29 protein-coding genes are annotated in these 25,916 nt (G+C 34.3%); 6 read left to right on the top strand and 23 right to left on the bottom strand.

The window, feature by feature from the left end:
• Window positions 1-202: 202 nt before the first annotated feature.
• The 10 genes from HM990_RS17905 to HM990_RS17860 form a co-directional block, all read right to left on the bottom strand.
• The gene (locus tag HM990_RS17905; RefSeq protein WP_178991042.1) at window positions 203-688 is read right to left on the bottom strand and encodes a hypothetical protein; all 486 of its coding nucleotides are present in this window, start codon (window positions 686-688) and stop codon (window positions 203-205) included.
• 555 nt (window positions 689-1,243) lie between these two features.
• The gene (locus HM990_RS17900) at window positions 1,244-1,420 is read right to left on the bottom strand and encodes a hypothetical protein (RefSeq protein WP_178991040.1); all 177 of its coding nucleotides are present in this window, start codon (window positions 1,418-1,420) and stop codon (window positions 1,244-1,246) included.
• Window positions 1,421-1,504: 84 nt separating this feature from the next.
• A complete protein-coding gene (locus HM990_RS17895) occupies window positions 1,505-2,023 on the bottom strand; it encodes a ferritin (RefSeq protein WP_178991038.1) in 519 nt (172 codons plus the stop codon).
• Between the two features lie 86 nt (window positions 2,024-2,109).
• Complete coding sequence (locus tag HM990_RS17890) at window positions 2,110-2,658, bottom strand: YceI family protein (RefSeq protein ID WP_178991036.1); 549 nt, start codon at window positions 2,656-2,658, stop codon at window positions 2,110-2,112.
• A 6-nt stretch (window positions 2,659-2,664) separates the two neighbouring features.
• Entirely contained in the window at window positions 2,665-3,027 is a 363-nt protein-coding gene (locus HM990_RS17885; RefSeq protein ID WP_178991034.1) for a hypothetical protein, read from the bottom strand.
• 13 nt (window positions 3,028-3,040) lie between these two features.
• Window positions 3,041-3,895, bottom strand: a complete 855-nt coding sequence (locus tag HM990_RS17880; RefSeq protein ID WP_178991032.1) for a DUF5777 family beta-barrel protein — start codon at window positions 3,893-3,895, stop codon at window positions 3,041-3,043.
• Between the two features lie 48 nt (window positions 3,896-3,943).
• Window positions 3,944-4,693, bottom strand: coding sequence for a T9SS type A sorting domain-containing protein (locus tag HM990_RS17875; RefSeq protein WP_178991030.1), 750 nt, complete (start codon window positions 4,691-4,693; stop codon window positions 3,944-3,946).
• Between the two features lie 19 nt (window positions 4,694-4,712).
• A complete protein-coding gene (locus HM990_RS17870; protein ID WP_178991028.1) occupies window positions 4,713-5,102 on the bottom strand; it encodes an OB-fold protein in 390 nt (129 codons plus the stop codon).
• Between the two features lie 127 nt (window positions 5,103-5,229).
• Window positions 5,230-5,715, bottom strand: a complete 486-nt coding sequence (locus tag HM990_RS17865) for a hypothetical protein (RefSeq protein WP_229719308.1) — start codon at window positions 5,713-5,715, stop codon at window positions 5,230-5,232.
• A gap of 17 nt (window positions 5,716-5,732) precedes the next feature.
• A complete protein-coding gene (locus HM990_RS17860; protein ID WP_178991026.1) occupies window positions 5,733-6,803 on the bottom strand; it encodes a hypothetical protein in 1,071 nt (356 codons plus the stop codon).
• Between the two features lie 110 nt (window positions 6,804-6,913).
• On the opposite strand from HM990_RS17860, the gene HM990_RS17855 reads away from it, so the two are divergent.
• From HM990_RS17855 to HM990_RS17845, 3 genes are read left to right on the top strand one after another with little or no spacing between them, the layout of a single operon-like run.
• On the top strand, window positions 6,914-7,438 hold the full coding sequence (locus tag HM990_RS17855) for an RNA polymerase sigma factor (protein WP_178991024.1): 525 nt from the start codon (window positions 6,914-6,916) through the stop codon (window positions 7,436-7,438).
• 46 nt (window positions 7,439-7,484) lie between these two features.
• Window positions 7,485-8,393, top strand: coding sequence for a FecR family protein (locus HM990_RS17850; protein ID WP_178991022.1), 909 nt, complete (start codon window positions 7,485-7,487; stop codon window positions 8,391-8,393).
• The gene (locus tag HM990_RS17845) at window positions 8,377-10,671 is read left to right on the top strand and encodes a TonB-dependent receptor plug domain-containing protein (protein WP_178991020.1); all 2,295 of its coding nucleotides are present in this window, start codon (window positions 8,377-8,379) and stop codon (window positions 10,669-10,671) included. Before HM990_RS17850 ends, HM990_RS17845 begins: the two co-directional genes overlap by 17 nt.
• Window position 10,672: 1 nt before the next feature.
• Here HM990_RS17845 and HM990_RS17840 read toward each other — a convergent pair whose 3' ends face one another.
• The 5 genes from HM990_RS17840 to metG all read right to left on the bottom strand — a co-directional run bounded on the left by HM990_RS17840 (window position 10,673) and on the right by metG (window position 17,972).
• Entirely contained in the window at window positions 10,673-11,575 is a 903-nt protein-coding gene (locus tag HM990_RS17840) for a histone deacetylase family protein (RefSeq protein WP_178991018.1), read from the bottom strand.
• A 248-nt stretch (window positions 11,576-11,823) separates the two neighbouring features.
• A complete protein-coding gene (locus tag HM990_RS17835) occupies window positions 11,824-13,971 on the bottom strand; it encodes a Tex family protein (RefSeq protein WP_394351729.1) in 2,148 nt (715 codons plus the stop codon).
• Window positions 13,972-14,653: 682 nt separating this feature from the next.
• Entirely contained in the window at window positions 14,654-15,358 is a 705-nt protein-coding gene (locus HM990_RS17830) for an OmpA family protein (RefSeq protein ID WP_229719445.1), read from the bottom strand.
• Complete coding sequence (locus HM990_RS17825) at window positions 15,348-15,839, bottom strand: lipocalin (protein ID WP_178991013.1); 492 nt, start codon at window positions 15,837-15,839, stop codon at window positions 15,348-15,350. The genes HM990_RS17830 and HM990_RS17825 overlap by 11 nt, the downstream gene beginning before the upstream one ends.
• Window positions 15,840-15,917: 78 nt before the next feature.
• Entirely contained in the window at window positions 15,918-17,972 is a 2,055-nt protein-coding gene (gene metG / locus HM990_RS17820; protein WP_178991011.1) for a methionine--tRNA ligase, read from the bottom strand.
• An 82-nt stretch (window positions 17,973-18,054) separates the two neighbouring features.
• Between metG and HM990_RS17815 the strand changes: the two genes are divergently transcribed.
• A complete protein-coding gene (locus tag HM990_RS17815; protein ID WP_178990998.1) occupies window positions 18,055-19,080 on the top strand; it encodes a S66 peptidase family protein in 1,026 nt (341 codons plus the stop codon).
• Here HM990_RS17815 and HM990_RS17810 read toward each other — a convergent pair.
• Complete coding sequence (locus HM990_RS17810) at window positions 19,072-19,425, bottom strand: hypothetical protein (protein ID WP_178990996.1); 354 nt, start codon at window positions 19,423-19,425, stop codon at window positions 19,072-19,074. The genes HM990_RS17815 and HM990_RS17810 overlap by 9 nt on opposite strands.
• Complete coding sequence (locus HM990_RS17805; protein ID WP_178990994.1) at window positions 19,422-19,724, bottom strand: hypothetical protein; 303 nt, start codon at window positions 19,722-19,724, stop codon at window positions 19,422-19,424. The genes HM990_RS17810 and HM990_RS17805 overlap by 4 nt, the downstream gene beginning before the upstream one ends.
• Before the next feature lie 257 nt (window positions 19,725-19,981).
• Here HM990_RS17805 and HM990_RS17800 point away from each other — a divergent pair, with 257 nt between their 5' ends.
• On the top strand, window positions 19,982-20,341 hold the full coding sequence (locus tag HM990_RS17800; RefSeq protein ID WP_178990992.1) for a YraN family protein: 360 nt from the start codon (window positions 19,982-19,984) through the stop codon (window positions 20,339-20,341).
• Between the two features lie 189 nt (window positions 20,342-20,530).
• Here the strand turns inward: HM990_RS17800 and nadD are convergent, their stop codons facing one another.
• Genes nadD through HM990_RS17785 form a run of 3 tightly spaced genes read right to left on the bottom strand, consistent with a single transcriptional unit; the run spans window position 20,531 to window position 22,609 of the window.
• Window positions 20,531-21,109 (bottom strand): nicotinate (nicotinamide) nucleotide adenylyltransferase, encoded by a 579-nt coding sequence (gene nadD, locus HM990_RS17795; protein ID WP_178990990.1) that lies wholly within the window; start codon window positions 21,107-21,109, stop codon window positions 20,531-20,533.
• A gap of 2 nt (window positions 21,110-21,111) precedes the next feature.
• Window positions 21,112-21,702 (bottom strand): guanylate kinase, encoded by a 591-nt coding sequence (gene gmk, locus HM990_RS17790; RefSeq protein WP_178990988.1) that lies wholly within the window; start codon window positions 21,700-21,702, stop codon window positions 21,112-21,114.
• A gap of 49 nt (window positions 21,703-21,751) precedes the next feature.
• Entirely contained in the window at window positions 21,752-22,609 is an 858-nt protein-coding gene (locus HM990_RS17785) for a YicC/YloC family endoribonuclease (protein WP_178990986.1), read from the bottom strand.
• A 122-nt stretch (window positions 22,610-22,731) separates the two neighbouring features.
• On the opposite strand from HM990_RS17785, the gene HM990_RS17780 reads away from it, so the two are divergent.
• Window positions 22,732-23,211: an acyl-CoA thioesterase gene (locus HM990_RS17780; protein WP_178990984.1), complete on the top strand. Its 480-nt coding sequence runs from the start codon at window positions 22,732-22,734 to the stop codon at window positions 23,209-23,211.
• 330 nt (window positions 23,212-23,541) lie between these two features.
• Here HM990_RS17780 and HM990_RS17775 read toward each other — a convergent pair whose 3' ends face one another.
• The 3 genes from HM990_RS17775 to HM990_RS17765 are packed head-to-tail and all read right to left on the bottom strand — an operon-like array spanning window position 23,542 to window position 25,916.
• A complete protein-coding gene (locus tag HM990_RS17775; protein WP_178990982.1) occupies window positions 23,542-24,675 on the bottom strand; it encodes a peptidogalycan biosysnthesis protein in 1,134 nt (377 codons plus the stop codon).
• A gap of 1 nt (window position 24,676) precedes the next feature.
• Window positions 24,677-25,570, bottom strand: a complete 894-nt coding sequence (locus tag HM990_RS17770; RefSeq protein WP_178990980.1) for a DMT family transporter — start codon at window positions 25,568-25,570, stop codon at window positions 24,677-24,679.
• A complete protein-coding gene (locus HM990_RS17765) occupies window positions 25,563-25,916 on the bottom strand; it encodes an arsenate reductase family protein (RefSeq protein WP_178990978.1) in 354 nt (117 codons plus the stop codon). The genes HM990_RS17770 and HM990_RS17765 overlap by 8 nt, the downstream gene beginning before the upstream one ends.

Raw genomic sequence — 25,916 nt, 5'->3', positions numbered from 1 at the left:
TATTTTAGAATTTAAATGTATTTAGTTGATTTCGAGAAGTGAAGTTTGAAGGTGGTGCTCTCCATATCTAGTTCAAATATGGTAGTTGTGTAGTTAGCAACTAATTTAGTAATCAAAAAATAACCCAAAAAAATTCCGAAGGAATTTTCTAAATGAGCAACGTCCAAATAAATTTGTAATACATGTTTTTGACAAATGTTTTTTATTTCGTTCCAATTAATTTTCTAGCATTTTCGTGATTTGGCCACTTATCAGCTTTCATAAATATTCCAATTTGTTGAATCCAGTATTTTTTGTTTTGAATATTGCTAATTAATAATAATTCAGAACTATGTTGATTTGGCAATTTACTAATATTCTTTACCGTTGATAGCTTAGCAAAAGTCAGAGCTAAAGTTTCTTTCGTTAGTTTTAGCGATTTTAGATTTTCGGGTAGAATGTCGAGTGTGCAAAATAAGGAATAATATAAATTATATAATTCTTTATAATTCAACGAATTCGGTAATTTTAGATTCAGATAATCATAAAGTATTTCGGCGCTTTCTGTTTCAATTTCTGCCAATTTTTGTTCTATCATTTTCTTTTCAGCAAGACGTTCTCCTTTCCAGAAAAATCGTTTTCCAATTTTTCTTAAATGCTTATGCCATTCAATGTCAGTTGTTAATTGACCTTTACGTTTATTTCCCATAATCAGAAAATTGTTGCCAATTGTCTCGTTTAACCGTCAGTTGCGGCTTAAAAGTTAAACAATCTTTCGGAAGAAACCGAAGATAGCAATTCCGAGTGGATTTGAACGCAGTCGGATTTGCCGTAATTACGGTTATATATACAACTTTTTCATCGGTAATATAATAATCCAACAGTCTTTTAAAAAAGTTAATTCTGCAGCTTTAATTCATTTATTCTATTCAGTTTTATCAGTGGCTTTGTCATTCCGCAATTCAATTAGGTAAACTTGCGTATTTGCCATATTTGGTCGATATAACCAAAATCTAAATCTTTTTGTTTTAAGTGAGTAAGATAGAAACTCTAATTCTTCTAAAGCCGTTATGTTAAAAATTTCGTTAATTCAAATGACCTATAATTTGTTATATAGTCACATTTATTACTCATTTCCCGCAAATAATTCAGGTTATGGTAAGATTAGTGTTAGCGTTATCCCGTCAAGATAAATTTTTTATAATATAATTGGAAGGAGCATATATTTACTACAAAATTATTGAAAGAGGGAAATAATGAGGGATTAAGCTACTTTCTTTAATAAATCAAAACAAGGACATTTTTTACAACGCTTGTTTTCAGATTTTTTATACTTTTTACAGCATTTGGACTTTACGTTACCAAGCGATTCTGCACCAGAAGCTTTAAGAACTTTAAGCCGTTCTTTCTTTAACTTTTTATTTTTCTTCTTTTTGCCCATCTTCAGTTTCCTTGAAAAAGGAAATCTTATAAATTTGAAAACAAAAATAGTTATTTATACTTAATCTAAATAAATTTTAACATTTTAAGCGCCAGGTGTTTCCGCAGCTGAGCTTATAGTAAGTTGCTGTATGTCCCTGTCAAATAAATATAAACCACCTTTGTCATCTCCTATCATTTTAACTTTATCTAAGATGGTTCTTGCCATAGCTTCTTCTTCAATTTGCTCGGCAACATACCACTGTAAGAAATTGTGTGTGGCATAATCTTTTTCCTGTAAGGAGATGTGAACCAATTCGTTGATGCTTTCAGATACAAATATTTCATGTTCCAAAAGTTTTTCAAACATTTCCTTATAGGATTTATGCTTTACGTTGGGTGCATTCAATTCAGAAACATGTGCTTGTCCGCCACGTTCGTTAATAAATTTCACAAGCTTAAGCATGTGCTCGCGCTCTTCGTCAGATTGGCTGTACATAAAACTAGAGATGCCTTCCAGTCCCTTAACTTCTGCCCAAATAGCCATCGCTAAATAAATTTGCGAAGATTCAGCTTCAATTCTCACTTGTTTGTTCAATGCGGCTTCTATGGATTTTGATAACATAATTTCTGGGTTTTACACAAAGATAGTTAAAACACCAGTAAAGCTTTTATAGGCTATTGCTTTTATTAACAGTATTATGTAGTCATCTATTTCTTAATCAGCTTAAAATTAAAAACGATAGCAACCTCTTCAGATAATTTATTCTTTACAATTTTAGGAATCTCTATCTCGAAGTCCGATACCATGACTTTAAAACTGCCAGATATAATAATGTTATCCTCTTCAATTTTCAGTATAATGGGAAGAGAATTCAGGACTTTAGTAACGCCGTGAAATGTGAGTGAACCATCAATGGTCATTTCGGACTCGGTTTCACTTAAATTAGAAAGTTCAAAATCGTTTATTTTACCTTTGAATATCGCTTTGGGATAACTATCGGATTCAGCATAATTTTCGTTAAAATGCTCTTCCATCAAAGCGTTTTTAAATCTAAATGCTTTGACTAGAGCTAAAGCGGCAAATTCACCATTTTCAGTATTTAATATCGCAGTAACCGATTCGTTTTTTGCGGCTACTTCTTCAAAAGAAGGCACGGAAGCCTCAAATGAGAGTTCGCCAGTCTTGGTTAAATATCTATTTTGACTTGTAGCGATTGTGCCAGTTAATAGCAGTAATAAACCTATAATTTGTCTCATAATTCGCTAATTTTCTATTAATCCGTCCGCTTCCCATTGGATAACGAGGTCTATTAAATTTTGTGGTAATCTTGGCCCACCAAATGGCATTACAAACCCTAAATCTGTAGAAGAGATTCGGTTGATTAATCCTCTATTTTCAACAGCATCCTTTACATTAGCGTAGGTGGTTAATGGCATTGGTGCTCCGTTTTCTGGCGGATTGTTATGGCAAAAAACACAGTTATTATCAATAATGGTTTTTATATGGTCTTCATAATTTATCAAATCTTCACTGATAATATCTTCTGTTAAATCGTCCTCATTTACATACGAACAATTGTAAAGTGAGACAACCACTAAAATGTATAAAAGTTTTTTAAGTTTCATAGTTTTTCTTTTGTTAAAACACACGGCTTAAGTTAAACCCAAAATAAATATTACCATCGGTCCAATCTCCTGTGGCTTGGCCTAAAAACCCGTTGGTATTCATGGCTTGCGCATTTGAGAAATGCATTTGAAACACATGGCCACCAGTTTCTAAATCGAAACCAATAGACAACGGATTTTTAAATGGTGAGTTTTCGGCTCGGTTTAAATGCCAGCCATAATCGACGTTGATGGACCAACGTTTCGCTAATTTTTGTCGTCCTCCAAAACCTATAGCATACTGTGAGTTGTGTTGCTCGTTGTAAGCCACAAAATTGTCGTGGAAAAAAGTTGGTGCTAATTCCAACGACAAATTTGAACTTAATTTTCTCGATATTAACACTTGTACAGTGTAACTTAAGCGATCTTTAAATTCTAACTTTGGTAAATTTTCCTGTTCTAATGCGGAATTTATAAGTATGGAATTAAAGCCAACAATAGTAAATGGAAATCCATTATCTTTTTGTCTAACTAATCTATATTTTGCTGAAGTTTCATAAATTTTTTGAAACGAACTTCTAGAAACGCCAATGTTAAGAGCATCGGTAATGCCATATACAAAATTCAGTCTGGTAACAGCATCATCTAATCCAAAGAAGCTATCAAATCCATTTTCTATACTTCCAAAACGATGCGAAACAATAAAGGTCAACTCCTTCTTTGCAACAAGTTTTGTAGATTCAAAATTTACAATTTTCAAACCTTTAAAAGCAGCTGTGGCGTAATTATTAATTACAGAATCGGTGTTAATTTCACTTAATAAATCATCGTCTTGAGCGCTTAAAAATAGGCATGACAATAGTAGTGAACATATAAAAGTATATTTCATGATGCTATTGGATATAAAAAAGGGTTTTGGTCTCTTTCTTAGAGTGCTTTAGTTTTTAATAAAACGTTTGGTTTCTACACTATTTTCTGTAGCGATTTTTATCAAATACATACCACTAATTAAATTTGAAACATCAAGTTGTAAAGCATCACTAGAATTAATACTCTGGCTTATGACTTCCTTACCTAAAATATCATATATACCTATCGTTCCGTTAATAGCGCTACGGTTAATAATAATATTTAAAGTGGTTGAAGTTGGGTTTGGGAACAGTTCTATTTGGCTGATGGTCTCAAAATCGTCAACACCAAGTGTAACCCAAAATGCAGCACCATTTTGTGTGCCATCTCCATTATATTCAAAAGGAGGCGAAACATTTACAAAACTACCAGCATCCCACACGCCAGCTCCAACAGCTGTAGATTCCCTTTGGTGACCTGCACTTCCCCATTGAAGGTAATCTATCATGGCATTAGAAGATCCAAAACCTTCCGAATTTGTGGTGTACAATCCAAATTCGCCATCTGCAACAGCAAAGTTTATAGTACTTCCTATATTCACTTCCTCGCCTGGATCTAAGCTTGCTGTACTTGTCATATCACTTACTTGGGCATACATCGGAAAATTACAAAACCAATATCCAGAAATTGGGACGTTACTAGACCCAAAGTTTTTAAGGGTTACAGAGTTTGTAGCTGGATCTAGTCTCAAGATTCTTACTTGAGCGGTTAAATTCGAAAAGCAAAATGTAGCGATAAGCAACAGTAATGCCATTTTTAGTGTGTAATTTGTTTTCATAATATTTAAATTTAATTGGTTAATTTTTAGTATTAATAATGGTGCATTGATCTAATTTCACTTGTTCCAGTAAGTCATCGTAGCCAATAACACGTCCTTTTATTTTAAGTTTTGAATTTTGTTGTATTGAAGCTTCTAAGGCTTCCGAAAACTGACAAAACACTTTATCGTCTAATGTAACTTCCGTTGTATTTATTTCTGAAATGCGACCAGAAACCTCAATAGTTTTGTTTAAATAGGTCGCTTCAGCGGTTTTTAAATCATTCGAAAATTGGTTCCCAATGGCACTTGCTGATATTATGAATTCTGCCGTTTCATCTTCAATAGTTCTATGGTCTTGAAAGATATAGTTGTATCCAGCAATTACAGAAATAATTAGAATACCGAAAATGATAAGTTTTTTAAGCATGTTTTAGTTTATTAAGTTAAAATGGCTTCAGAGCTTCTAAACTGAGAAGCCATTTACTAGAATCAATCAAATGCTTAACTCAATCCAACCAATGGGCATTTGATACAGTGGAGTTTTTCTTTTTCATCTAGTTTTTTTGAAAAACCAATGTATCGGTTCCACCATTTCCGCCACTAATATCAATAAGACTTAATGTGGTATCGGTATGGGACACCACATCCCAATCGTCATTCAAATCTTCAAAATCATTGCTTTCTGGCACAGGAAAGGAGATATTAAAATCAATATCATCGTCATCATTACTGTCGTCACTGCTATTGCTGCTATCTGTTACAGACCAAGTACCAGAATAAGACGTTGTACCATTTGTTGCAGATAAAGTTCCATCTGTGCTAAAGGTGAAGTTATAGCCGTTAAAATCATTTGTTTCGTCACTACCCGAATCGATATAACTTGTAATGCTCCAAGTACCAGATTCTACATCAGTTTCAATTTGTGCAATTTCTTGTGAATTATTGTTTTGATTATTGCCATCATCGTCCGACGAACAAGTGGAGGACAGTAAAGAAAAACTCATCATGAGTAAAATGCCATAAAAAAATTCGCTTTTCATAATAAAAAATTTAAAAATTAGTTACAATCATTTTCATAGCGTAAGCGATCGTCATTGCCTACTCTTAAATCAATTTTGGTTTCGTCACTACAATTCTCAATCTCGTGAACAATCCAATTATTATTGCATAACGGTAAACTAGGGACATCAATTAAAACCTCTAAATTATTTCCAAAACCACTAGTTGTCCATGTGCCATAAACGGTTACAGCATTCCAATTAACGGACATTGTTCCGTCCGTAAAGAAATTAAAATCATACCCATCATATATATCATCGTAGTCGGTATCGTTACGCTCTAATTTATCGACTTGCCAATTGGTACAACCCGTTAATAAGGTTTCAACTTGAGTAGGTGTACAGTCGTCACAATCATCATCGTTATAATCGTAATCATCATCTTCATCGCAAGTATCTTGGGCATTTTCAATCGCAATTTCCAATGCATTGAGGTTATTGATAACGAGTTCTGAATTATCAGAAAGTATAACTGTAATAGGAAATTCTATAGTGATGATATCATCGTCATCTATATCATCAATGAATCCATAAAGTTGACCGTCGTTTTCCAGGGTTATGGTATCTAATAATTCGTTGTTTGAATTGAACAAGAAAGCGGTAATTGGATACTGAAAATCTAAGCATTCAATGTCATCATCGGCAACATTTTCACCATTACAGGAATTGACATAGTTATTTAGGGCTGTAGTATTTGAAATTTCAATTTCAGTATAATCCGCTAAGGTTATAGTGATGGGAAACACGATTTCCAAGGCGTCATTATCGTCGTCAGCTTCTTCAAAAACACATTCAATAATGGCATAATCGTCTTGGGAATTAATAGTGATTTGTGCTCCGTTAACAGTAACCGTAAAAGGAAAAGCAATAGCAAAGCAATTGGCGCGATCCACAATGTTATCTACTGAACCATCATTTGTAGCTGTGCGCTGCATCAATAAAGCAACATTAGAATTTGAAGTTAGGGTTTCATCTTCTGGCGCTTCAATAAATTCTGTCTCTTCTTTTCTACAGGACGTAAAAATGAGACTCGTTAAAAAAAGCAATAAAATTGAAACTCGTAATATCATGGTGGCTATAATTTGTTGGATGCCATTTAATATATAACAATTGAGTTGTAAAAACTACTGAATGTTTTTTAAAAAAATATTTCAATACCTTTAGGGCAAACTAATGTAACTTGGCAAAACATTTGGACGAAAATATTTGTGAAAGCTCTTCTTTTGAGCGTGTTTACAATAAATACGCAGACGATTTACACGATTTTTTGTATTACAAATACGGCGCACAATTTAACCCTAAAGACAAGGTGCAGGATACCTTTATGAAACTTTGGGACAATTGTAAAAAAGTAACCTTCGCCAAAGCAAAATCCTTCTTATTTACCATTGCCAATAATATGATGCTCAATGAATTTAAGCACCAAAAAGTCGTTTTAAAATATCAAAAAATAAAACCGAAACATTATACCAGTGAAACACCTGAATTTATTCTAGAGCAACAAGAGTATTTAGAAACATATAACAAAGTGCTTTCAAATTTAAAAGAAGAACAACGTGTCGCTTTTTTATTGAGTAAGGTTGAAGGAAAAAAGCATAGTGAAATTGCTGAACTTCTAGGTGTAACCCAAAAAGTAGTTGAATATAGAATTTACAGTGCTTTCAATATGCTTAAAAAAGAACTTAAGGGATTTAAGATAAAATAATCAGGAGAATGGAAACCTAAGTTGTTATATCACTAGGGAATATGTTATGGAAGAAGACGATTTATTAAAAAAATGGTTGAACAACAACCTCACAGATGCTGAAGAAAAAGTATTTAGTGAGCGCAACGACTATGCCTTACATCAAGACATAATTGATAAAGCGCAATATTTTAAAGCGTCTCATTTTTCTAAAGTTGATGATTTTAAAACCTTTAAAAAAGCCTACGAAAATACACCAACAGTAAACCGTTTACATTGGATAAAACCACTGCTTCGTGTTGCCAGTATTTTGATTATAGGTGTTGCTGTCTATTTTACAGTTTTCAATTCAGATAAAGTAGAAACTCAAACTTTAGCTAGTGAACAAGCTACTATAAGATTACCAGATTTATCTTCCGTGACTTTAAATGCAGATTCTAAAATTGTCTATGATAAGGACATTTGGGCTAAAAAGCGACAATTAAACCTTGAAGGCGAAGCTTATTTTAAAGTCACTAAAGGACAAACGTTCAGTGTGATTACGAACAATGGTATAGTAACCGTAGTTGGTACGGAATTCAATGTAAAATCCAGAACTAATTATTTTGAAGTCACCTGTTATGAAGGTAAGGTCAGCGTAACGTCAGATACTATAAAAAGGCAATTGACAGCTGGAGAAACGTATCGTATTTTAAACCGTACTTTTACTGAAGCACAAACATTAGCGTCGCAACCCAATTGGACCAATCAAAGAAGTGCGTTTAAAGCCGTTCCGCTCAAGCATGTTATTGAAGAGTTAGAACGTCAATATAATATTAAAGTCAGGCTTAAAAATGCGGATAATACGAGATTGTTTACAGGAGCATTTGTTCACAATAATCTCGAAAATGCCCTAATATCAATTACTAAACCTATGGATTTAACCTTTAAAATTAGTGCACCCAACCAAGTTCTAATTTATGGCGAAACCAAATAGATGCTACATTTTAATCCTATTTTTAAGTCTTTTTTTCGCTCATGAAACTAAGGCACAGCATACCAACGAAAAATTACCACTCATTGAAATCCTAAACACCTTAGAAACACAATTTAATATTCAGTTTAATTATGCTGAAGATGCGATTTCTGATGTAAAGATTATTCCACCACCAAAACGTTTAGATCTAAACGAGGTTTTATTTTATTTAGAAGAAAAAACAGATTTCGTTTACAGCATAACCATTGACAAAATGATTTTAGTGGTGGCTAAAAATTCAAATGAAAAACTTCAAAAATTATCTGAAGTCATGGTTTCTGGTTATATCGTAAACGGCATCAATAAGTTGAAAAATGGTGCTTTTGAGATTGATATTTCCGATTTCGATATCCTTCCAGGTTTAATAGATACAGATGTCTTGCAAGCCGTACAGGCTTTTCCAGGTATTCAAAGTAGCAACGAAACCGTGTCGAATATTAATATAAGAGGTGGTACGCATGATCAAAATTTAATACTTTGGGATGACATTAAAATGTACCAATCTGGTCATTTTTTCGGATTGATTTCCATGTTCAATCCGCAGATTACCCAACGCGTCACCTTAACAAAAAATGGTTCTGGCACTGAGTTTACCGATGGTGTTTCTGGCACTATTGCCATGCAAACCGATAGTGAAGTGAATAAAAATTTTAACGGCAGTTTAGGCATTAATTTTATAGATGCCAATGGGTTTGCTGATGTGCCCATTGGCAACAAATCATCACTTCAGGTAGCCGCACGTAAATCGATTAGTGATTTCACGGAAACACCAACATATAATAATTTTTTCGAACGTATTTCGCAAGATACGGAAGTGGAAACTAATGATATGAACATTGTAAACTCTAACAAAACATTCGATTTTTATGATGTGTCTTTACGATGGCTTTATAAGATTAATGCCAATGAAAAACTACGCGTAAACTTTATCAATGTTGCCAACCAATTGGTGTTCAATGAAAACATGGTTGTTAATTCGGACGAAAATTCCAGAAAAAGTAGTTTAACCCAAAACAGTATAGCAGGAGCTGTTTTATATTCAAAAATTTGGAATAGAAAATGGCAAACCGCATTAGAAGTCTATGAAACGGACTATAAACTAAAATCCATAAATGCAAATATTTTAGAAGAGCAACGTTTTCTTCAAGAAAATAAAGTGTCTGAAACCAGTATTAAATTAAAAGTAGACTATAAGCTTAGTGACGACTTAAAATGGCGAAACGGTTATCATTTTGTTGAAACCCAGATCACCAATTTAGATGATGTGGATCAGCCGATTTTTAGAAATTTAGTGTCCAAAGTTCTAAGAACGCATGGTGCTTTCTCACAGCTTTCCTACCAATCAAAAGATAGAAATACCAATCTAAACGCAGGTTTAAGGTATAATTATATGGGGAAGTTTAATAAGCATTTGTTGGAACCGAGATTAAGTGTTTCGCATCAATTCATGGAACATTTTTCTGTTGAAGTGTTAGGGGAATTTAAACACCAGAACACCTCACAAATCATAAATTTCCAAAATGATTTTTTGGGTGTGGAAAAACGACGTTGGCAATTATCAAATGACAGCGATATTCCTATTATAAAGAGTAGGCAAATTTCAGCAGGAGTTTCATTTAATAAAAACGGTTGGTTGGTGAGTGCAGAAGGCTACTATAAAAACGTAAAAGGCATCACAACCCAAAGTCAAGGATTTCAAAACCAATATGAATTTACTAAAACTGCTGGCAATTATGAGGTTCAAGGCATTGATTTTATTGTTCGCAAACAATTTAATCAATTCAATTCATGGTTGAGTTACGCCTATATGAACAGCGATTATACGTTTCAGTCCTTACCCGAAAATACATTTCCTAGTAATTTTGATGTCACACATGCTATTGCTTTTGGCACGAATTACAGCTCAAACCACCTTAAAGTTTCGGCAGGTTTAAATTGGAATTCCGGACGTCCAAAGACTAATCCTGTGGCTGGAAATGAAATTATTGATAACACTATTAATTATGAAGCTACCAATTCTAGTCAAATAGAAGACTACTTAAGGGTCGATATTTCGGCATTATATGATTTCAAATTGAGTAAAACGACAACGGCTAATTTCGGGATCGCTATTTGGAATCTTTTGGATAAAGAGAATATTATTAATTCATTTTATAGATTTAATAATGGTGTTGTAGAAGAAATTAACCAACGCTCTTTGGGTCGAACGCCTAATTTAACGTTTAGGGTTAAATTCTGATTTAAAAGAACAGATCTTGCGCCAACCGAAACGTATTCGCATGCGCCTCAACAATGGTTTTAATATCTGGTGAATAGCCGCCACCCATACTGCACATTACGGGAATTTGGTTGCTTTTGCATTGCTCTAACACAAAACGATCCCTAGCTTTACAACCTTCAACCGACAGACCAAGTTTGCCTAATTTGTCTGATGCTATAACATCAACACCGCAGAGGTAATAGATAAAATCGGGTTGCTGTTCTTGTATTAACTTTGGTAATGTGTCTTTTAATAATTTTAAATACGTCGTATCATCAGTATCATTTTCCAAAGCAATATCTAAATCACTGATTTCCTTTTTAAATGGATAATTGCTTTTTCCGTGCATTGAAAATGTAAAAACCGAAGTATCATGCTTAAAAATTTCTGCTGTACCATTACCTTGATGTACATCTAAATCAACAATCAAAATTTTTTCTGCTAAGCCTTTATTCTGAAGATAGCGTGCTCCAATGGCTTGATCATTGAGCATACAGAAAGCTTCTCCACGATTGGAATAGGCATGATGAGTTCCGCCAGCAATATTCATGGCAATTCCGTGTTCTAGTGCAAATTCACTGGCTTTCATTGTGCCATCTGCAATAATCACTTCACGTGCTACTAAAACTTCACTCAGTGGAAATCCGATTTTACGAGCGGCACGTTGGTCTAAGGTGAGATTGATTAAATCATAGTAGTAGTCTGGTGTATGAACGGTAACAATGTGTTTGTCATTTGGTTTTTCAGGTTGAAAAAAATTAGCGTCCACACAAGTGCCTTCATGTAAAAGCTGCTGAGGTAACAGCTCATATTTTTCCATCGGAAAGCGATGGCCTTGTGGAAGCGGATGTTTGTAAATGGGATGGAAGGCTATTTTGAGCATATAAATTTTTAAATTATAGATTGGTAATAAGTGAAATATAATTTCATATTATTAAACAATCGTTCATCAGCTTGTCAGAATTAGGTGTAATTTGTGAAAGCAATTTAGGCTGACACGAAATTTTAAGGTATGGTCTCAGTAAGCGTGGGACTTTCTTATTCAACATTTCATCCAAACCGCCATATTTTATCAGTTAGTTACAATCAAGTCTAATTTCTAGCCTCTAACAGCAAAGCGGTCTTATATCTTTATCCTTTGTGAAGTTTCAACTGAATCCGTTTCCGCACTAAATCCACATCCAGAACCTTTACAATAATTTGTTGGTGCAAATGGACATGCTCATTCACATCTTTTACAAAACTGTCGCTTAAATTGGAGACATGAATCAACCCACTTTCCTTAATCCCGACATCTACAAAACAGCCAAAATTGGTAATGTTATTCACAATGCCAGGCAATAATTGCCCTTCATGCAAATCGGTTATGGTTTTTATATTTTGGTTAAACGTGAAAACCTTAGCCGTTTCTCGTATGTCCAACCCAGGTTTTTCAAGTTCTTTAATAATATCTTGAAGCGTCAATAGACCAACCTGTTCTGAAACATATGTTTTTAAATCTATCTTTTGAAGCAACGTTTTATTTCCAATCAACTCTTGAAGCGAAACACCTTCGTCTTTAGCCATTTGTTTCACAATAGTATACCGTTCTGGGTGCACAGCCGAATCGTCCAAAGGATTCTTCGCGTTTTTAATCCGAAGAAACCCAGCCGCTTGTTCAAAAGCTTTGCCACCTAAACGTGGTACCTTCATAATGTCATTTCTCGATTTGAAGACTCCATGTTCTGATCTATAATTAAAAATATTCTCAGCTAATTTTGGCCCAATACCAGATACATAACTCAATAAAGGTTTGCTTGCTGAATTGATATTTACGCCAACCGCATTCACACAATTCTCTACAACGGTATCCAATTGTTTTTGAAGTTTGGTCTGGTCCACGTCATGCTGATATTGTCCAACACCAATGGATTTGGCATCGATTTTAACCAATTCCGCCAATGGGTCTTGAAGACGTCTTCCAATGGAAACCGAACCTCTTACGGTAACATCATAATTTGGAAATTCTTCACGAGCAATCTTGGATGCAGAATAAATACTGGCTCCAGCTTCACTGACCACAAAAACTTGTATCTCATTTTTGAACTGGATTTTCCGAATCAATGCTTCTGTTTCTCTTGAAGCAGTTCCGTTGCCTATAGCAATGGCTTCAATTTTATAGGCTTCTGATAAGGATGAAATCTTTTTTATAGCACCAGTTTTGTCATTTTTTGGTGCGTGCGGATAAATGGTTTCGTTATGTTTTAAATTCCCTTGTGCATCCAAACAAACCACTTTGCAACCGGTTCTAAATCCTGGGTCGATAGCTAAAACTCGTTTTTCGCCAATAGGCGAACCCAACAGTAATTGTTTTAGGTTTTTAGCAAAAACGGTAATAGCGGATTCATCTGCTTTTTCTTTGGCATTACTTAAGGCTTCATTATTCAGCGATGGAAACAATAAGCGTTTATAAGCATCTGAAATCGCTAATTCAATTTGATCAGCACAAGTACTTCGACTACGCTCAGCACGAGCATTATTACTTTTTATTATTCTTTTGTCAATCTGTTCTAAAGCACTGTCATGGTCAATTTCTATTTTCACACGAATAAAGCCTTCGCTTTCCGCTCTTAAAATAGCTAACAAGCGATGTGATGGAATTCGGCTTAAAGACTCAGACCAATCAAAATAATCTTTAAATTTTTGAGCTTTCTCTTCACTCGACTTTGTTTTGATAACCTTAGACGAAATTATGGCGTGACGCTGAAGTTGCTTTCTAATAAGATTTCTAATGTCCGTTCGTTCATTAATCCACTCGGCAATAATATGTCTTGCACCTTCGAGAGCTTCGTCAACGGTTTTGATGTCGCCCTTAAAATATTTGTATGCAATGGATTCTAAATCATTGGCATTCTGACTCATTATGATTTTCGCCAAAGGTTCTAAACCGTTTTTACGAGCCGTTTCAGCTTTTGTTTTACGTTTTTTCTTGAAGGGTAAGTATAAGTCTTCTAGTGTGGTTAAATCTTTGGTGTTTTCAATCTTCTGTTTTAAGTCTTCAGTCAGAACATCTTGTTCTTCCAAAGCTTTTAAAATAGCGATTTTTCGTTTCTCCAACGTTTCAAATTGCTCTTTGTATTTAACGATGTCGCCAATTTGTACTTCGTCTAAATTTCCGGTGGCTTCTTTTCTGTAGCGTGAAATAAAGGGAATGGTGCAGTCTTCGTTCAATAATTGAACCGTGCTTTTGATACTGTTTTCTGGTAAGTTGGTGTGTTGGGCTATGTATGTTAACATCATAAAAAAAGACCTTATAATTTTAGAATTTATAAGGTCTGTAAGATATTTAACTCAGCTGTAAATGCCGAATGGTTTTGATAAAAGTTTATTAATTGGAAGCAGCTTCCCTTTTTGCTTCATTGACCATGTTTTCATCTGGAACAATCGCAATGTTTACCTCTTCATTCAACTTTTTTTATAGTCATTCCGTATTGATAGCAATTTATTTGACTTCGGTCTTCTTTTTTTTAATCTGTTCATTTTGCCTTGATGCAAAACGAACCAAAAAATCAAAACGATTTGTTAGGAAATCGCTAAAGCGCCATTCGCTAATACATTAAGGATTTAGGATTATATTTTTCTATTAGTTACAATCCTAGATTAGTTTTCAGAACCATCCTTGTTGCTCATTATTTCTGAAAATCGATGATTCCGACAGCGTCGGAATTTAGCTGTTGAGCACTTACTTTCTATTTGCCTATAAGAATAATCTCAAATTCTGCAATCCCAACACTTCAGGAATGTCAAAATATCTCGCGTTTTATCGGCAATTTTATGAGCGTCAATCCTCTGAATATATTATTAATTGCTCTTTTGGACGTCCCAGCGAAAGCATGAAAAAGACCTTATAATTTTAGAATTTATAAGGTCTGTAAGATATTTAACTCAGCTGTAAATGCCGAATGGTTTTGATAAAAGTTTATTAATTGGAAGCAGCTTCCCTTTTTGCTTCATTGACCATGTTTTCATCTGGAACAATGGCAATGTTTACACGTCGGTTTTTAGAACGACCTTCGGCTGTACTGTTATCGTACATCGGTTGCTCTTCGCCGAACCAATGGGTTGTAAATCGGCCGCTACTCAAGCCCTTGCCCATTAAATAATTGGTTACGGCTTGTGCCCTGTTCTTAGACAAGGTCATGTTATAAGCATCATTACCAGTATTGTCCGTATGGCCAACCACCAATATATTGGTGTCAGGATATTCGATAAATACGCCTGCTAATTTGTTAAGCGTTTCTTGCGATTTTGCGTTAATATTATATTTCTCGGTAGCAAAATAAACACCGCTTTTCTCATCAAAAGTTATAACGATTCCATCATCAACACGTTCTACGGTTGCACCAGGAATTTCATTTTCGATTTCTTGGGCTTGTTTGTCCATTTTCCTTCCAATTAGAACACCAGCTCCTCCACCGACAACGCCTCCAATGACAGCACCTAATTCGCTATTATTGCCGTCGCCAACATTGTTTCCTATTATGGCACCTAAAATGGCGCCTCCAGCAGCACCAATGACCGCTCCTTTTTGTTTGTTGTTGGCATTATCTACGGCCTTACAACTTGTCATCAACACTAATAGGAGTGACAAGGTTATGGCTAAATTCGATTTATTTTTAAATATCATCATAATTTTCAATTTTTGTAAAGTTCATAGTTATGGTGATGGGCTTTCCATCTAAACTCACAGTTTGCTGCCATTGCATATTGGTATCAGTTAGTGATGTGAGTTGTAACCTGAATCCTGAATTGGTTTCAGATTTGCCTTTTTGGTTGGTAGGTTTTAACAGGAAATTATATAATCCTGTAGCTTCATCATAAACTTCGTCTATTGTAAATACGAAATAGCGTTGGTCTGCTGAACAGCCCATACCAGAAAGCGTGTAGATTCCTGTGTTGTTATTGGGTATAAATTGCCACCAACTATTTTCGAAGCAGGCTTTTTCGGCATCGTTAAGAAGTGTGATTTTTATATCTCCAATGACTGAAGATTTTATGGACGTTAATGTCCAATCGCCTTTTATGGTCTTTCTAGAATCTCGAACCGTTTTTGAGGCTCCACAAGCTAAAAAACAAAGGGTTATAAATACTATAGCTATCTTTTTCATTGTTTAAGTTTTTTTTCTAATCAAAACTAGGTAAACAATGGAAGCTTTGTTATTTCAAAAGGATTTTATGTTGATGCATTAGCTAATCTGTAAACCATTCCCAACTCCTTCTCCATCTGGATTCACAAAAACCAAATGACCACTTTCATCCTCAGTCATTAATATCATGCCTTGGCTTTCAACGCCTCGTAACTTTCTAGGGGCCAAATTCACTAAAACGGTAACACGTTTACCAACAACGTCTTCAGGTTTAAAACTTTCGGCAATACCAGAAACGATAGTTCTTATGTCAATGCCTGTATCGACTTTTAAAACTAATAGCTTTTTGGTTTTCGGCATTTTTTCTGCTTCGAGAATGGTTCCAACTCTTAAATCTAATTTTGTAAAATCATCAAAAGTGATTTCCTCTTTTTGAGGTTCAGCTACTTTAACTGCTGCTTCGTTGGCTTTTTTGCTGGCTTCTAGTTTTTCTAATTGTTTTTGAATTTCTTCATCTTCAATTGGCGAGAATAATAAATCGGCTTTTCCTTCTTGAAGTTTATGTTCCGCAGGAATTAGAATAGCTTTTGTTGAAATGTCGTCCCAAGTAGCATCATTATAATTTAAAATATCTTCCAGTTTTGCTGATGTAAACGGTAAAAATGGTTCACTCAAAACTGCTAAAGCTGCTGAAATCTGTAAAGCGACAAACATCACGGTTTTGGTACGTGCTTCGTCCGTTTTAATGGTTTTCCATGGTTCTTCGTCTGCTAAATACTTGTTTCCAAGTCTAGCTAAATTCATCAATTCTTGGCTTGCTTCTCTAAAACGATAGCGTTCAATAGAACTTGAAATTACCGCAGGATATGCTTTTACAGCAGCCAAAGTTTCTTCATCAATAGCTTTATAATCTGATGGTTCAGGGACAACACCATCATAATACTTATTAGTTAAAACAGCTACTCGATTAATAAAATTCCCAAAAATAGCCACCAATTCATTATTGTTTCTCGCTTGGAAATCTTTCCACGTAAAATCGTTATCCTTGGTTTCTGGTGCATTTGCCGTTAGTGCATAACGCAAAACATCTTGCTGATTTGGGAAATCGATTAAATAGTCAGGTAACCAAACTGCCCAATTTTTGGAGGTTGATAATTTCTTTCCTTCTAAATTTAAGAATTCGTTGGCTGGCACATTATCTGGTAAAATATAAGAACCTTCTGCTTTTAACATTGCAGGGAAAATAATACAATGAAATACGATGTTATCCTTTCCTATAAAATGAACTAATTTTGTATTTTCATCTTTCCAATAGTCTTCCCAATTTTTACCTTCTCGAGCTGCCCATTCTTTGGTAGAAGAGATGTAACCAATAGGTGCATCAAACCAAACATAAAGTACTTTGCCTTCGCCACCATCAACAGGAACTGGAATTCCCCAATCCAAATCTCTTGTTACGGCTCTTGGACGCAAACCATCGTCAACCCAAGATTTAACTTGGCCGTAAACATTGGATTTCCAGTCTTTTTTATGACCTTTTAAAATCCATTCTTTTAAAAAGTTTTCGTATTTATTTAAAGGTAAAAACCAATGTTTGGTTTCTTTTAAGGTTGGAACATTTCCTGTAATAGCTGATTTTGGATTGATTAAATCCGTTGCATTTAAGCTCGATCCACAGTTTTCACATTGGTCGCCATAAGCTTCTTCATTGCCACATTTAGGGCAAGTTCCTGTCACAAAGCGATCGGCTAAAAACTGATTGGCTTCTTCATCATAAAGTTGTTCGGTAACTTCTTCTACAAATTCATTTTTGTCATAAAGCGTTTTAAAGAACTCTTGAGCGGTGTCGTGATGGATTTTTTCTGTGGTACGTGAATAGTTGTCAAAAGTAATTCCGAAATCCACGAAGGATTTCTTGATAATAGCATGATATTTATCTACGATGTCTTGAGGTGAAACACCTTCGTTTTTCGCTTTTATGGTAATAGGTACACCATGTTCGTCGCTACCACAAATAAAGGCTACATCATTTCCTGTTAAACGTAAATAACGTGCATATATATCGGCTGGTACATAAACGCCTGCTAAATGACCAATATGAATTGGGCCATTGGTGTATGGTAATGCTGCGGTTATGGTGTATCTCTTAGACATGTTTTAGGTTTTTAAAGGCACAAAAGTACGCAATATATAAGGGATTTAGAAAAAAAATGTACTTTTACAAAAAGCTGTATTTATGAATTATAAGCCCTATTTATTATGTTTGCTTTTAACTACTTTTTGTATTAGATTGAATGATCTTCAAGCACAAAAAAAACCTAATAATTCTTCAGAAATGACTTCAAAATTAATACAACCTCCATATCTAAAAGTAGGAGATACGGTGGCTATAGTGGCACCTTCGGGAATTTTAAAAAACAATGAAGACGAAGTTCAACAAGCCATAAAACTTTTAAAAAGTTGGGGTTTACATGCCGTAGTTGGTAAACACGTATTCAACCAAGCAGATCATTTTGCAGGAACAGACAACGAGCGTTGTGAAGATTTACAGAACGCTATGGACAATCCACAAATTAGTGCCATCTGGTGCGCAAAAGGCGGCTATGGAACGGTAAGGATTTTGGATAAATTAGATTTTTCCGAATTTAGGCAACACCCAAAATGGATTATCGGTTATTCTGATATTACGGCTTTACATAATCTAGTTCATAAAGAAGGATTTCAGTCGTTGCATGCATTGATGTGTATTAGCTTAACGAAAAATTTAAGGGATATAAAAGAATCGCTAGATACTTTTAAATCTGCAATTTTTGGACATCCAGAGAATTACACTTTAGAAGGTTCCACTTTTAATAAAGTTGGTGAAACATCTGGTGAATTGATAGGAGGCAATCTTACCGTTTTGCACACCATGTTAGGTTCTAAAACGAGTCTTGATACCTCAGGAAAAATCCTTTTCATTGAAGAGATAGGGGAATATAAATATCATATTGACCGTATGTTACAAAGTATGAAACGTGCTGGTTATTTTGATAATTTAAACGGTCTCATTGTCGGTAACATGTCTAAAATGCGAAAGAATACCACGCTATGGGGCACTTCAGCAGAAGAATTGATTATCGATGCGCTTGAAGAATACGATTTTCCTATTGCCTTTAATATGCCAGCAGGCCATGAAAAGGATAATCGTGCTTTAGTTTTGGGGAGAAAAGTGAATCTAGTGGTTGGTAAAAGTGAAGCAACTTTAAAATTCTCAGAATAAGATTTTCTGAAATCTAAAAAACAAAATAGCACCTAAAAAGTAAAGTCCTATATCTATAACATCAAAAGTATAACGTGGGTTTATTTTTGGCATTAACCATTCAAAATAAATGGAAAAATAGGCGGTCAATACTAAAACCACAGAAAATGGTACATACAATTTTTCAGTTTTCCTGGCAAGTCTCAAAACTGCTAAGCATAAACTCAAAACAATAGGCAAACACAAAAAGTCGTTGATATAGAAATACATCCAATTAGGAAGTTGTAATCCTAAACGTTGCGCAACATACAAGGTTGATGCTATTGAAATACTGACATAAAAAGCGGGATGTTTTAGAATCGTCATGCGGCTATTGCTGCTATTATCCAGGCAATTAAAACTCCGATAGCAATGAAACCTATCCAAAATGAACGAAAGGCTTTGGCTAAAATCCGTACACCCAATAGGTGATGATCTTTATATTTATCATAAAAAGAGGGTGAGGTTTCTTTTTGAATACGTTCACGTTTACGACGTTCTTTTTCAGCTTTGGCAAATTCTATATCCCTTCTTTTTTCATAAGACAATAGCGTATTGCATTGAATGCAATAATCCTTGTTTACGTTATAGATGCCACAATTAGGACATTTAATATGATTCGCCATGACATGAGTTTTTCTACTGAATTTCAAAGATAAAGCTTATTGAAAAGTTTTTGGTGCTTGATAAAAAAATGCTTTAACTCAAACTGTGTATTTTGGTCTTTTGAAGGAAAACATAAAACCTCGATTTTCGATTAATTGAAAAACTGGAAATTATCGTAAAACAGAATTATATCGTCAATAAGCAATTGATAATATTAATGTTAACTTTATAGTTCAACTAATTTTTACAAACTGAGGACTGACTAAGGACTAAAACTATGGCACAGCATAACGAACTTGGAAAGCTGGGAGAACAATTAGCAACAGATTATCTGCTTGCAAAAGGCTATAAGATTATGGTTCGCAATTTCGTATTTCAAAAAGCCGAAATAGATATTATAGCCAAGCACAATAATGTTATGATTTGCGTGGAAGTAAAAACCCGAAATTCTGATTTTTTTGGAGATCCGCAAGAATTTGTCACGCCAAATAAAATTAAATTATTGGTAAAAGCCATGGATGCCTTTATTATTGAAAATGATATTGATTTAGAAACGCGGTTTGATATCATTGCAGTTTTGAAGAATAAAACGACCGAACAGCTTACACACTATGAAGATGCTTTTTATCACTTTTAATTCCCGTGAAAACGGGAATCTTGTGAATTTAAACGTAATTTCTCTCGCTAATAGATTAATTTTTCGATTCGAACTAAAGACCTTTCAGTCCCGAAAGCTTTCGGGATTGAAAGGTCTGGAAATTAGTGCCATTACTATAGTATTTTAAATTCAGGTATTCAATCATGGGATTCCTGTGTTCGCAGGAATTTATCTATAAAAATTCATCTCATCAACAAATTGCCATACATGTTCTGGCAACATCGGACGTACATTTCTTCTGTCTTTAATTTCCTTTCTAATAAATGTTGAAGAGAGTTCCATAATTGGTGCATCTACCTTAATAATCTTTGGATGATCATTAAATTGCGTATCTATTTTACCTTTAGAAAGTCTTGGATACACGTAAATATTATGGTTTTCTAAAATGAGTTCGTAATTTTTCCACTTATGAAAACTCTTTAAATTATCTTCTCCCATAATCAGGGCAAACTCATATTTAGGATATTTTTCAAAAAGATAAGTCAGCGTGTCAATGGTATAGTTTGGTTGCTTTAACCCAAATTCAATATCACAAGGTCTTAAATTATCGTAGTCTTTTGTTGCCAAATGCACCATTTCTAAACGATGGTAATTATCCAGTAAACTACTTTTCTTTTTAAAAGGACTCAATGGTGTGACCACAAACCAAACTTGGTCTAAATCGCTATGTTCTGCCAAATGATTGGCAATGGTGAGATGGCCTACATGGATAGGATTAAACGTACCAAAATATAAACCGATTTTCATGATTAGTCTTTAATAAAATCCGACACTAAATTATATGCGTTTTCTAAAGCGTCATCTAAGTCGGAGTTGACCACAATATGATCAAAAAGTGGAGCTGTGGCCAATTCCGCTGGTGCTTTTGCCACACGCATACTTATTTTTTCAGGACTTTCTTCCCCACGATCTTTAAGACGTCTTACAAGCTCGTTTAAATCTGGTGGTTTAACAAAAATAGCAATCGTTTGCTCAGGGAATTTTCGTTTTATACGTAGTCCTCCAGACACATCAATATCAAAAATAACATGTTTTCCTTTGGCCCAAATACGTGCAATTTCAGTTTTTAAAGTACCATAAAAATTATCTCTATACACTTCTTCCCATTCTAAAAATTCGTCGTTTTTAATTCTATTCTTAAACTCTTGAAGTGAGAGATAATAATAATCTTTTCCATGGGTTTCATTACCGCGTTTTTCACGTGAAGTTGCCGAAATGGAAAATTCTAAATTGAGTTCTGGTTGTTTTAATAAATGACGCACTATAGTAGTTTTTCCAGAACCTGATGGTGCTGAAAACACTATGAGTTTGCCTTGTTTTTCATTTTTAATTTCTGACACGTTTTGACTATTTTTTTACTGAATACTACGGCTAGGACTGTCAATTCGTCTATAGTACATTCAAAAGTTGTTCTTTGATCTTTTCAAGTTCATCTTTCATTTGTACCACAAGCTTTTGCATTGGTGCATAATTGGATTTTGAACCGATAGTATTAATTTCCCTGCCGATTTCCTGAGATATAAAACCTAATTTTTTTCCGTTGGAATCATCAGAATTAAGCGCCTTTGTGAAATAATCCAAGTGATTGTCCAATCGGACTTTTTCTTCGGTGATGTCAAATTTTTCGATATAATAAACCAATTCCTGTTCAAAACGGTTTTCATCGACCTTTTCTTTAATATCGGCAATGCCCTTTTCCAATCGTGCTCTTACACCATCAATTCGGTCAGGATCCATCGTTATGACGGCTTCAAGCAAGCCTTTTAATGTAGAAATTCTATCTAAAAAATCTTGTTTTAAAGTGGCACCTTCATCCTCGCGATATTCAACAATTTTTGTAATAGCTTCATTGATGCCATTGGCAATTAAAGCCCATTCTTCTTCATCAATATCATCGCGTTCTGTAGTTACGGCATCTGGTAAACGAATGGCCATTTTCAAGAGTTCCGTATCGTCTCCATCAACCACTTCTTTGAGTTGTTTTATGTATTCTTTCACAACCGTTTTGTTGATTTTAGAGCTGGTGTCTTCACCTGTTATTTCTACGAAAAGTGAAAAATCCACCTTTCCTCTTCCTAGGTGTTTTGCAATTAATTTACGGATGGCTAACTCTTTTTCGCGATACATAGAAGGCATGCGAGCGTTGAGATCTAAGCTTTTGCTGTTAAGGGATTTTAATTCTATGGATATTTTTTTTGTTGGGAGCTGTAGTACAGATTTCCCATAACCTGTCATGGATTGTATCATTAAGACGCTTTAATTAAAGTTGCGCAAAGGTACAAAATTGAATGGTTTTAAATAGTTTAGAAAGGCACCGATTCCCACATTAGACTTTTATAACTTTGCAATTCTTATTTTAAATCAATTTTATGTACAAAAAACAATTTGAAATTCGTTGGAGCGATGTGGATGCCAATGGTCATTTGGCCAATTCGGCCTACACCAATTTTATGAGCCATACACGAATGGCTTTCTTTGGGGAACAAGGATTTTCTATGCCAGAAATAATGAAGCACAATGTGGGGCCTGTTGTGTTCTACGAGCATATGTATTATTTTAAGGAATCCTTTATTGGAACTCCTATTACAGTAACTATCGAGGTTTCAGGATTAAGCGACGACGGTATGTTATTTATGTTTGAACATAATTTTTACAATCATAAAGGCGAGAATTTGGCCTATTGCGAAATGCAAGGGGCTTGGATTGATTTGAAAGCAAGAAAATTAACAGCTCTGCCAAAGTCGTTACTGGAATTAGCCCATCAATTCCCAAAGTCAGATAGTTTTAAGGTGTTGACAAAAGAAGACACTCGCAAGCATGGTATAAAGCCGAAGGCAATGAAACTATAATTTAATTATACAAAGACCTTTCAGGTTTTCAAAACCTGAAAGGTCTAATAAGCTATAAGAATCTTTTCTTGTCAACTATTTTTTCAAGCTCCTGTTTAAAATCATCCATTCACTAAAAGTTACATCTAGAATTTTATCTAAACCTATATTTCATCGACGTTGCTTAACCCAAATTTGATATCAGATAGTTAAATACAATAAGTTTTTTTACCCATAAGGATGTGAGTACAGGAATTAAAAGAATATATTTCTGACTAATTACCAGGTCTGATATTTTTTACCTAATAGTTATATACCATATTAATAGATTCCTGCTTTCGCAGGAATTTGTTACTTAAAAACCAAATGCTGCTTAAAAGACTTTATCTGAACATTCTTTATAAACGGTTTCAAAACTTGGTTGGGTAAGTAACGTTTATGTTTACAATAACAAGTGAGCGTTTTAGGCGCTGCACCAAGTGTACTTTTTATTTCAGAAGCCGTTCTGCCTAAATTGATCTGGTCAGATTTTGTTGCAATTCCTAGTCTTACATAATCATTTAAAATTCTTGGGTATATTGAAAATTCTTTATTGTGAGCATAATCAATTCCGATAAAATGCGCATCGAGATGCGTTCCGTTTTGCATAGCAGACAAAAAGCCAACTAATTTTTCATTTAGAAAATAGCCTTTTACAATAAATTTTTCTTTGAATGCTTTTTTAAGATGAATATAGGTGTCAAGATTCAAAATTTGAGCGTTGAAGTCGGCATTGTCAATGGTATTTTGATACAGTTCTTGAAGTTCATTTTTATGGATTTTAATATCATTTTCAGAAAATAATTTGGCTTCCAATACCTCGCTTTTAGTGTCTGCTCTATTGGCTTTTACTCTGTATTTAGATTTTAAAGCCTCTGTATAATCTTCAAAAGATTGCCATTCGGGTTTTAGGGTAATGATCATATTCGGCTCAACTTGCATGGCCGCATAATCAAAGGATTTTAGATGGTCGGTAATATAGAGCGATTCGTTCTCAAAATCCTTAACAAATATGGCACTGAGTTTTTTGGTGTTTTTTGAAAGCTGTTTTACACCTTCCGCTAAGGCTTTAAAGGTTTCAACTTTTGGTTCGCCTTCTTTTAAAAACGTCCCATATTCGCCACTTAAAAATACGTTGCCACAGAATAGTACTTTAATGTGATTTTTGCAGAACATATTGTTGACTACGCGTCTAATTTTATCAGACATAGTAATGTTTTTGGTAATAGTTTCTATACCAATAGTGACGATTTGTGTATTCGCAAATGCGACAGGTTCTATATTTTTTAATATGAAAATATAGTTGAATTCAATAGCCGTATTGGCGCGTTCAAAAGCACTTAAAAATTCAGGTGAATAGTAAATATTTGTACAACAGGATAAGCTATTCCAATAGGTTTCTGGAATGGCATCAACGGTTTTATATACTTCTGATTTTAAGGACAAGTTAATTTGCTTTTTTTGGTTTCATTGTAACTATATATACGCCAACAAAAATAAGTAGCATAGCCCCAATTTTCACAGTATCTATAGAATCTGCACCTAAGGAAAGTGCAAAAAGGCCAGCAATTACTGGTTGAAGGTACACAAATATACCCACTGTAGATGCTTTTAGTTTGTTCAACGCTAGAGGGTTTAATAGGTATGTTCCAAAGGTCGCACCTATGATTACAAACAAAACTGAGTAGGTAATATTAGGCGTAAAAGTTTGCCATTGTATCTCGCTTAACTCGCTATATCCAAAAGGTGTAAGTATAATTAACCCAAATAAAAACAGCCATTTTATAAATGCAAACGGATGGTATTTTAATGTAAGCTTTTTAATAAGTATAACATAAATACTATAGGATACGGCATTTAAAAATATCAGTAAATTTCCTAATGGTACATTGTCTCCTGCTCTAGCAGATTTACCATATAGCGTTAGAAATAAAGCACCTAGTAATCCTAAAAACACACCAAATATTTTAAGTTTTGTTATTTTTTCTTTTAGGACAAATGCTGAGAGTACAAGAATGATAATAGGAATAACCGTCATAATTGCGGAGGCGTGTATTGGCGATGTATATTCTAACCCTTTAAAAAAGAACAACATATTAACAACAACTCCGAAAATAGCGGCAACTAAAAGCTTTAAAAAATCTCCTTTTTCAATTTTGTTTTTGGGCATAAAAAGACTTATTAACCAAAACATTAGAGTAGCACCTGCGACTCTTAAAAGGACAAATCCAAAGGGTTTAATGTAGTTTTCATTCATTACGTTTTTTGCAATCGTATAATTTAATCCATAAAGTAATTGAACCATAAATACAGCAAAAATCGCAAACCCTCTACTATTCATTTATGTTTTGTTTTGCAGCTTCAACCGTTTTTTTTGAATTACCAATAAAAATCTGATTATTGAAAAGTATAACAGGTCGTTTTAAAAACGTATAATGTTCTAGAATATAATTTTTAAAATCGTCTTCGGATAGCGATTTATCCTTTAAACCCAATTCTTTATAAAGCCTTGCCCGTTTGCTGAATAAACTTTCATAGCTATCTGTCAATTCTCGCATTTGTTCAATCTGCTGGATTGTAATAGGTTCTGTTTTTATATCTTGAAGTTCAAATACTTCGGGTAGATTGAGTTCAGAAATGATTCGTGTACAGGTATTACAAGTGCTTAAATAATATATTTTGTTCAT

This window comes from Winogradskyella schleiferi (assembly GCF_013394655.1).
Classification (GTDB): domain Bacteria; phylum Bacteroidota; class Bacteroidia; order Flavobacteriales; family Flavobacteriaceae; genus Winogradskyella; species Winogradskyella schleiferi.
Note: the sequence above shows the minus strand (reverse complement) of the source record. Positions and strands in the feature narration are given on the sequence as shown.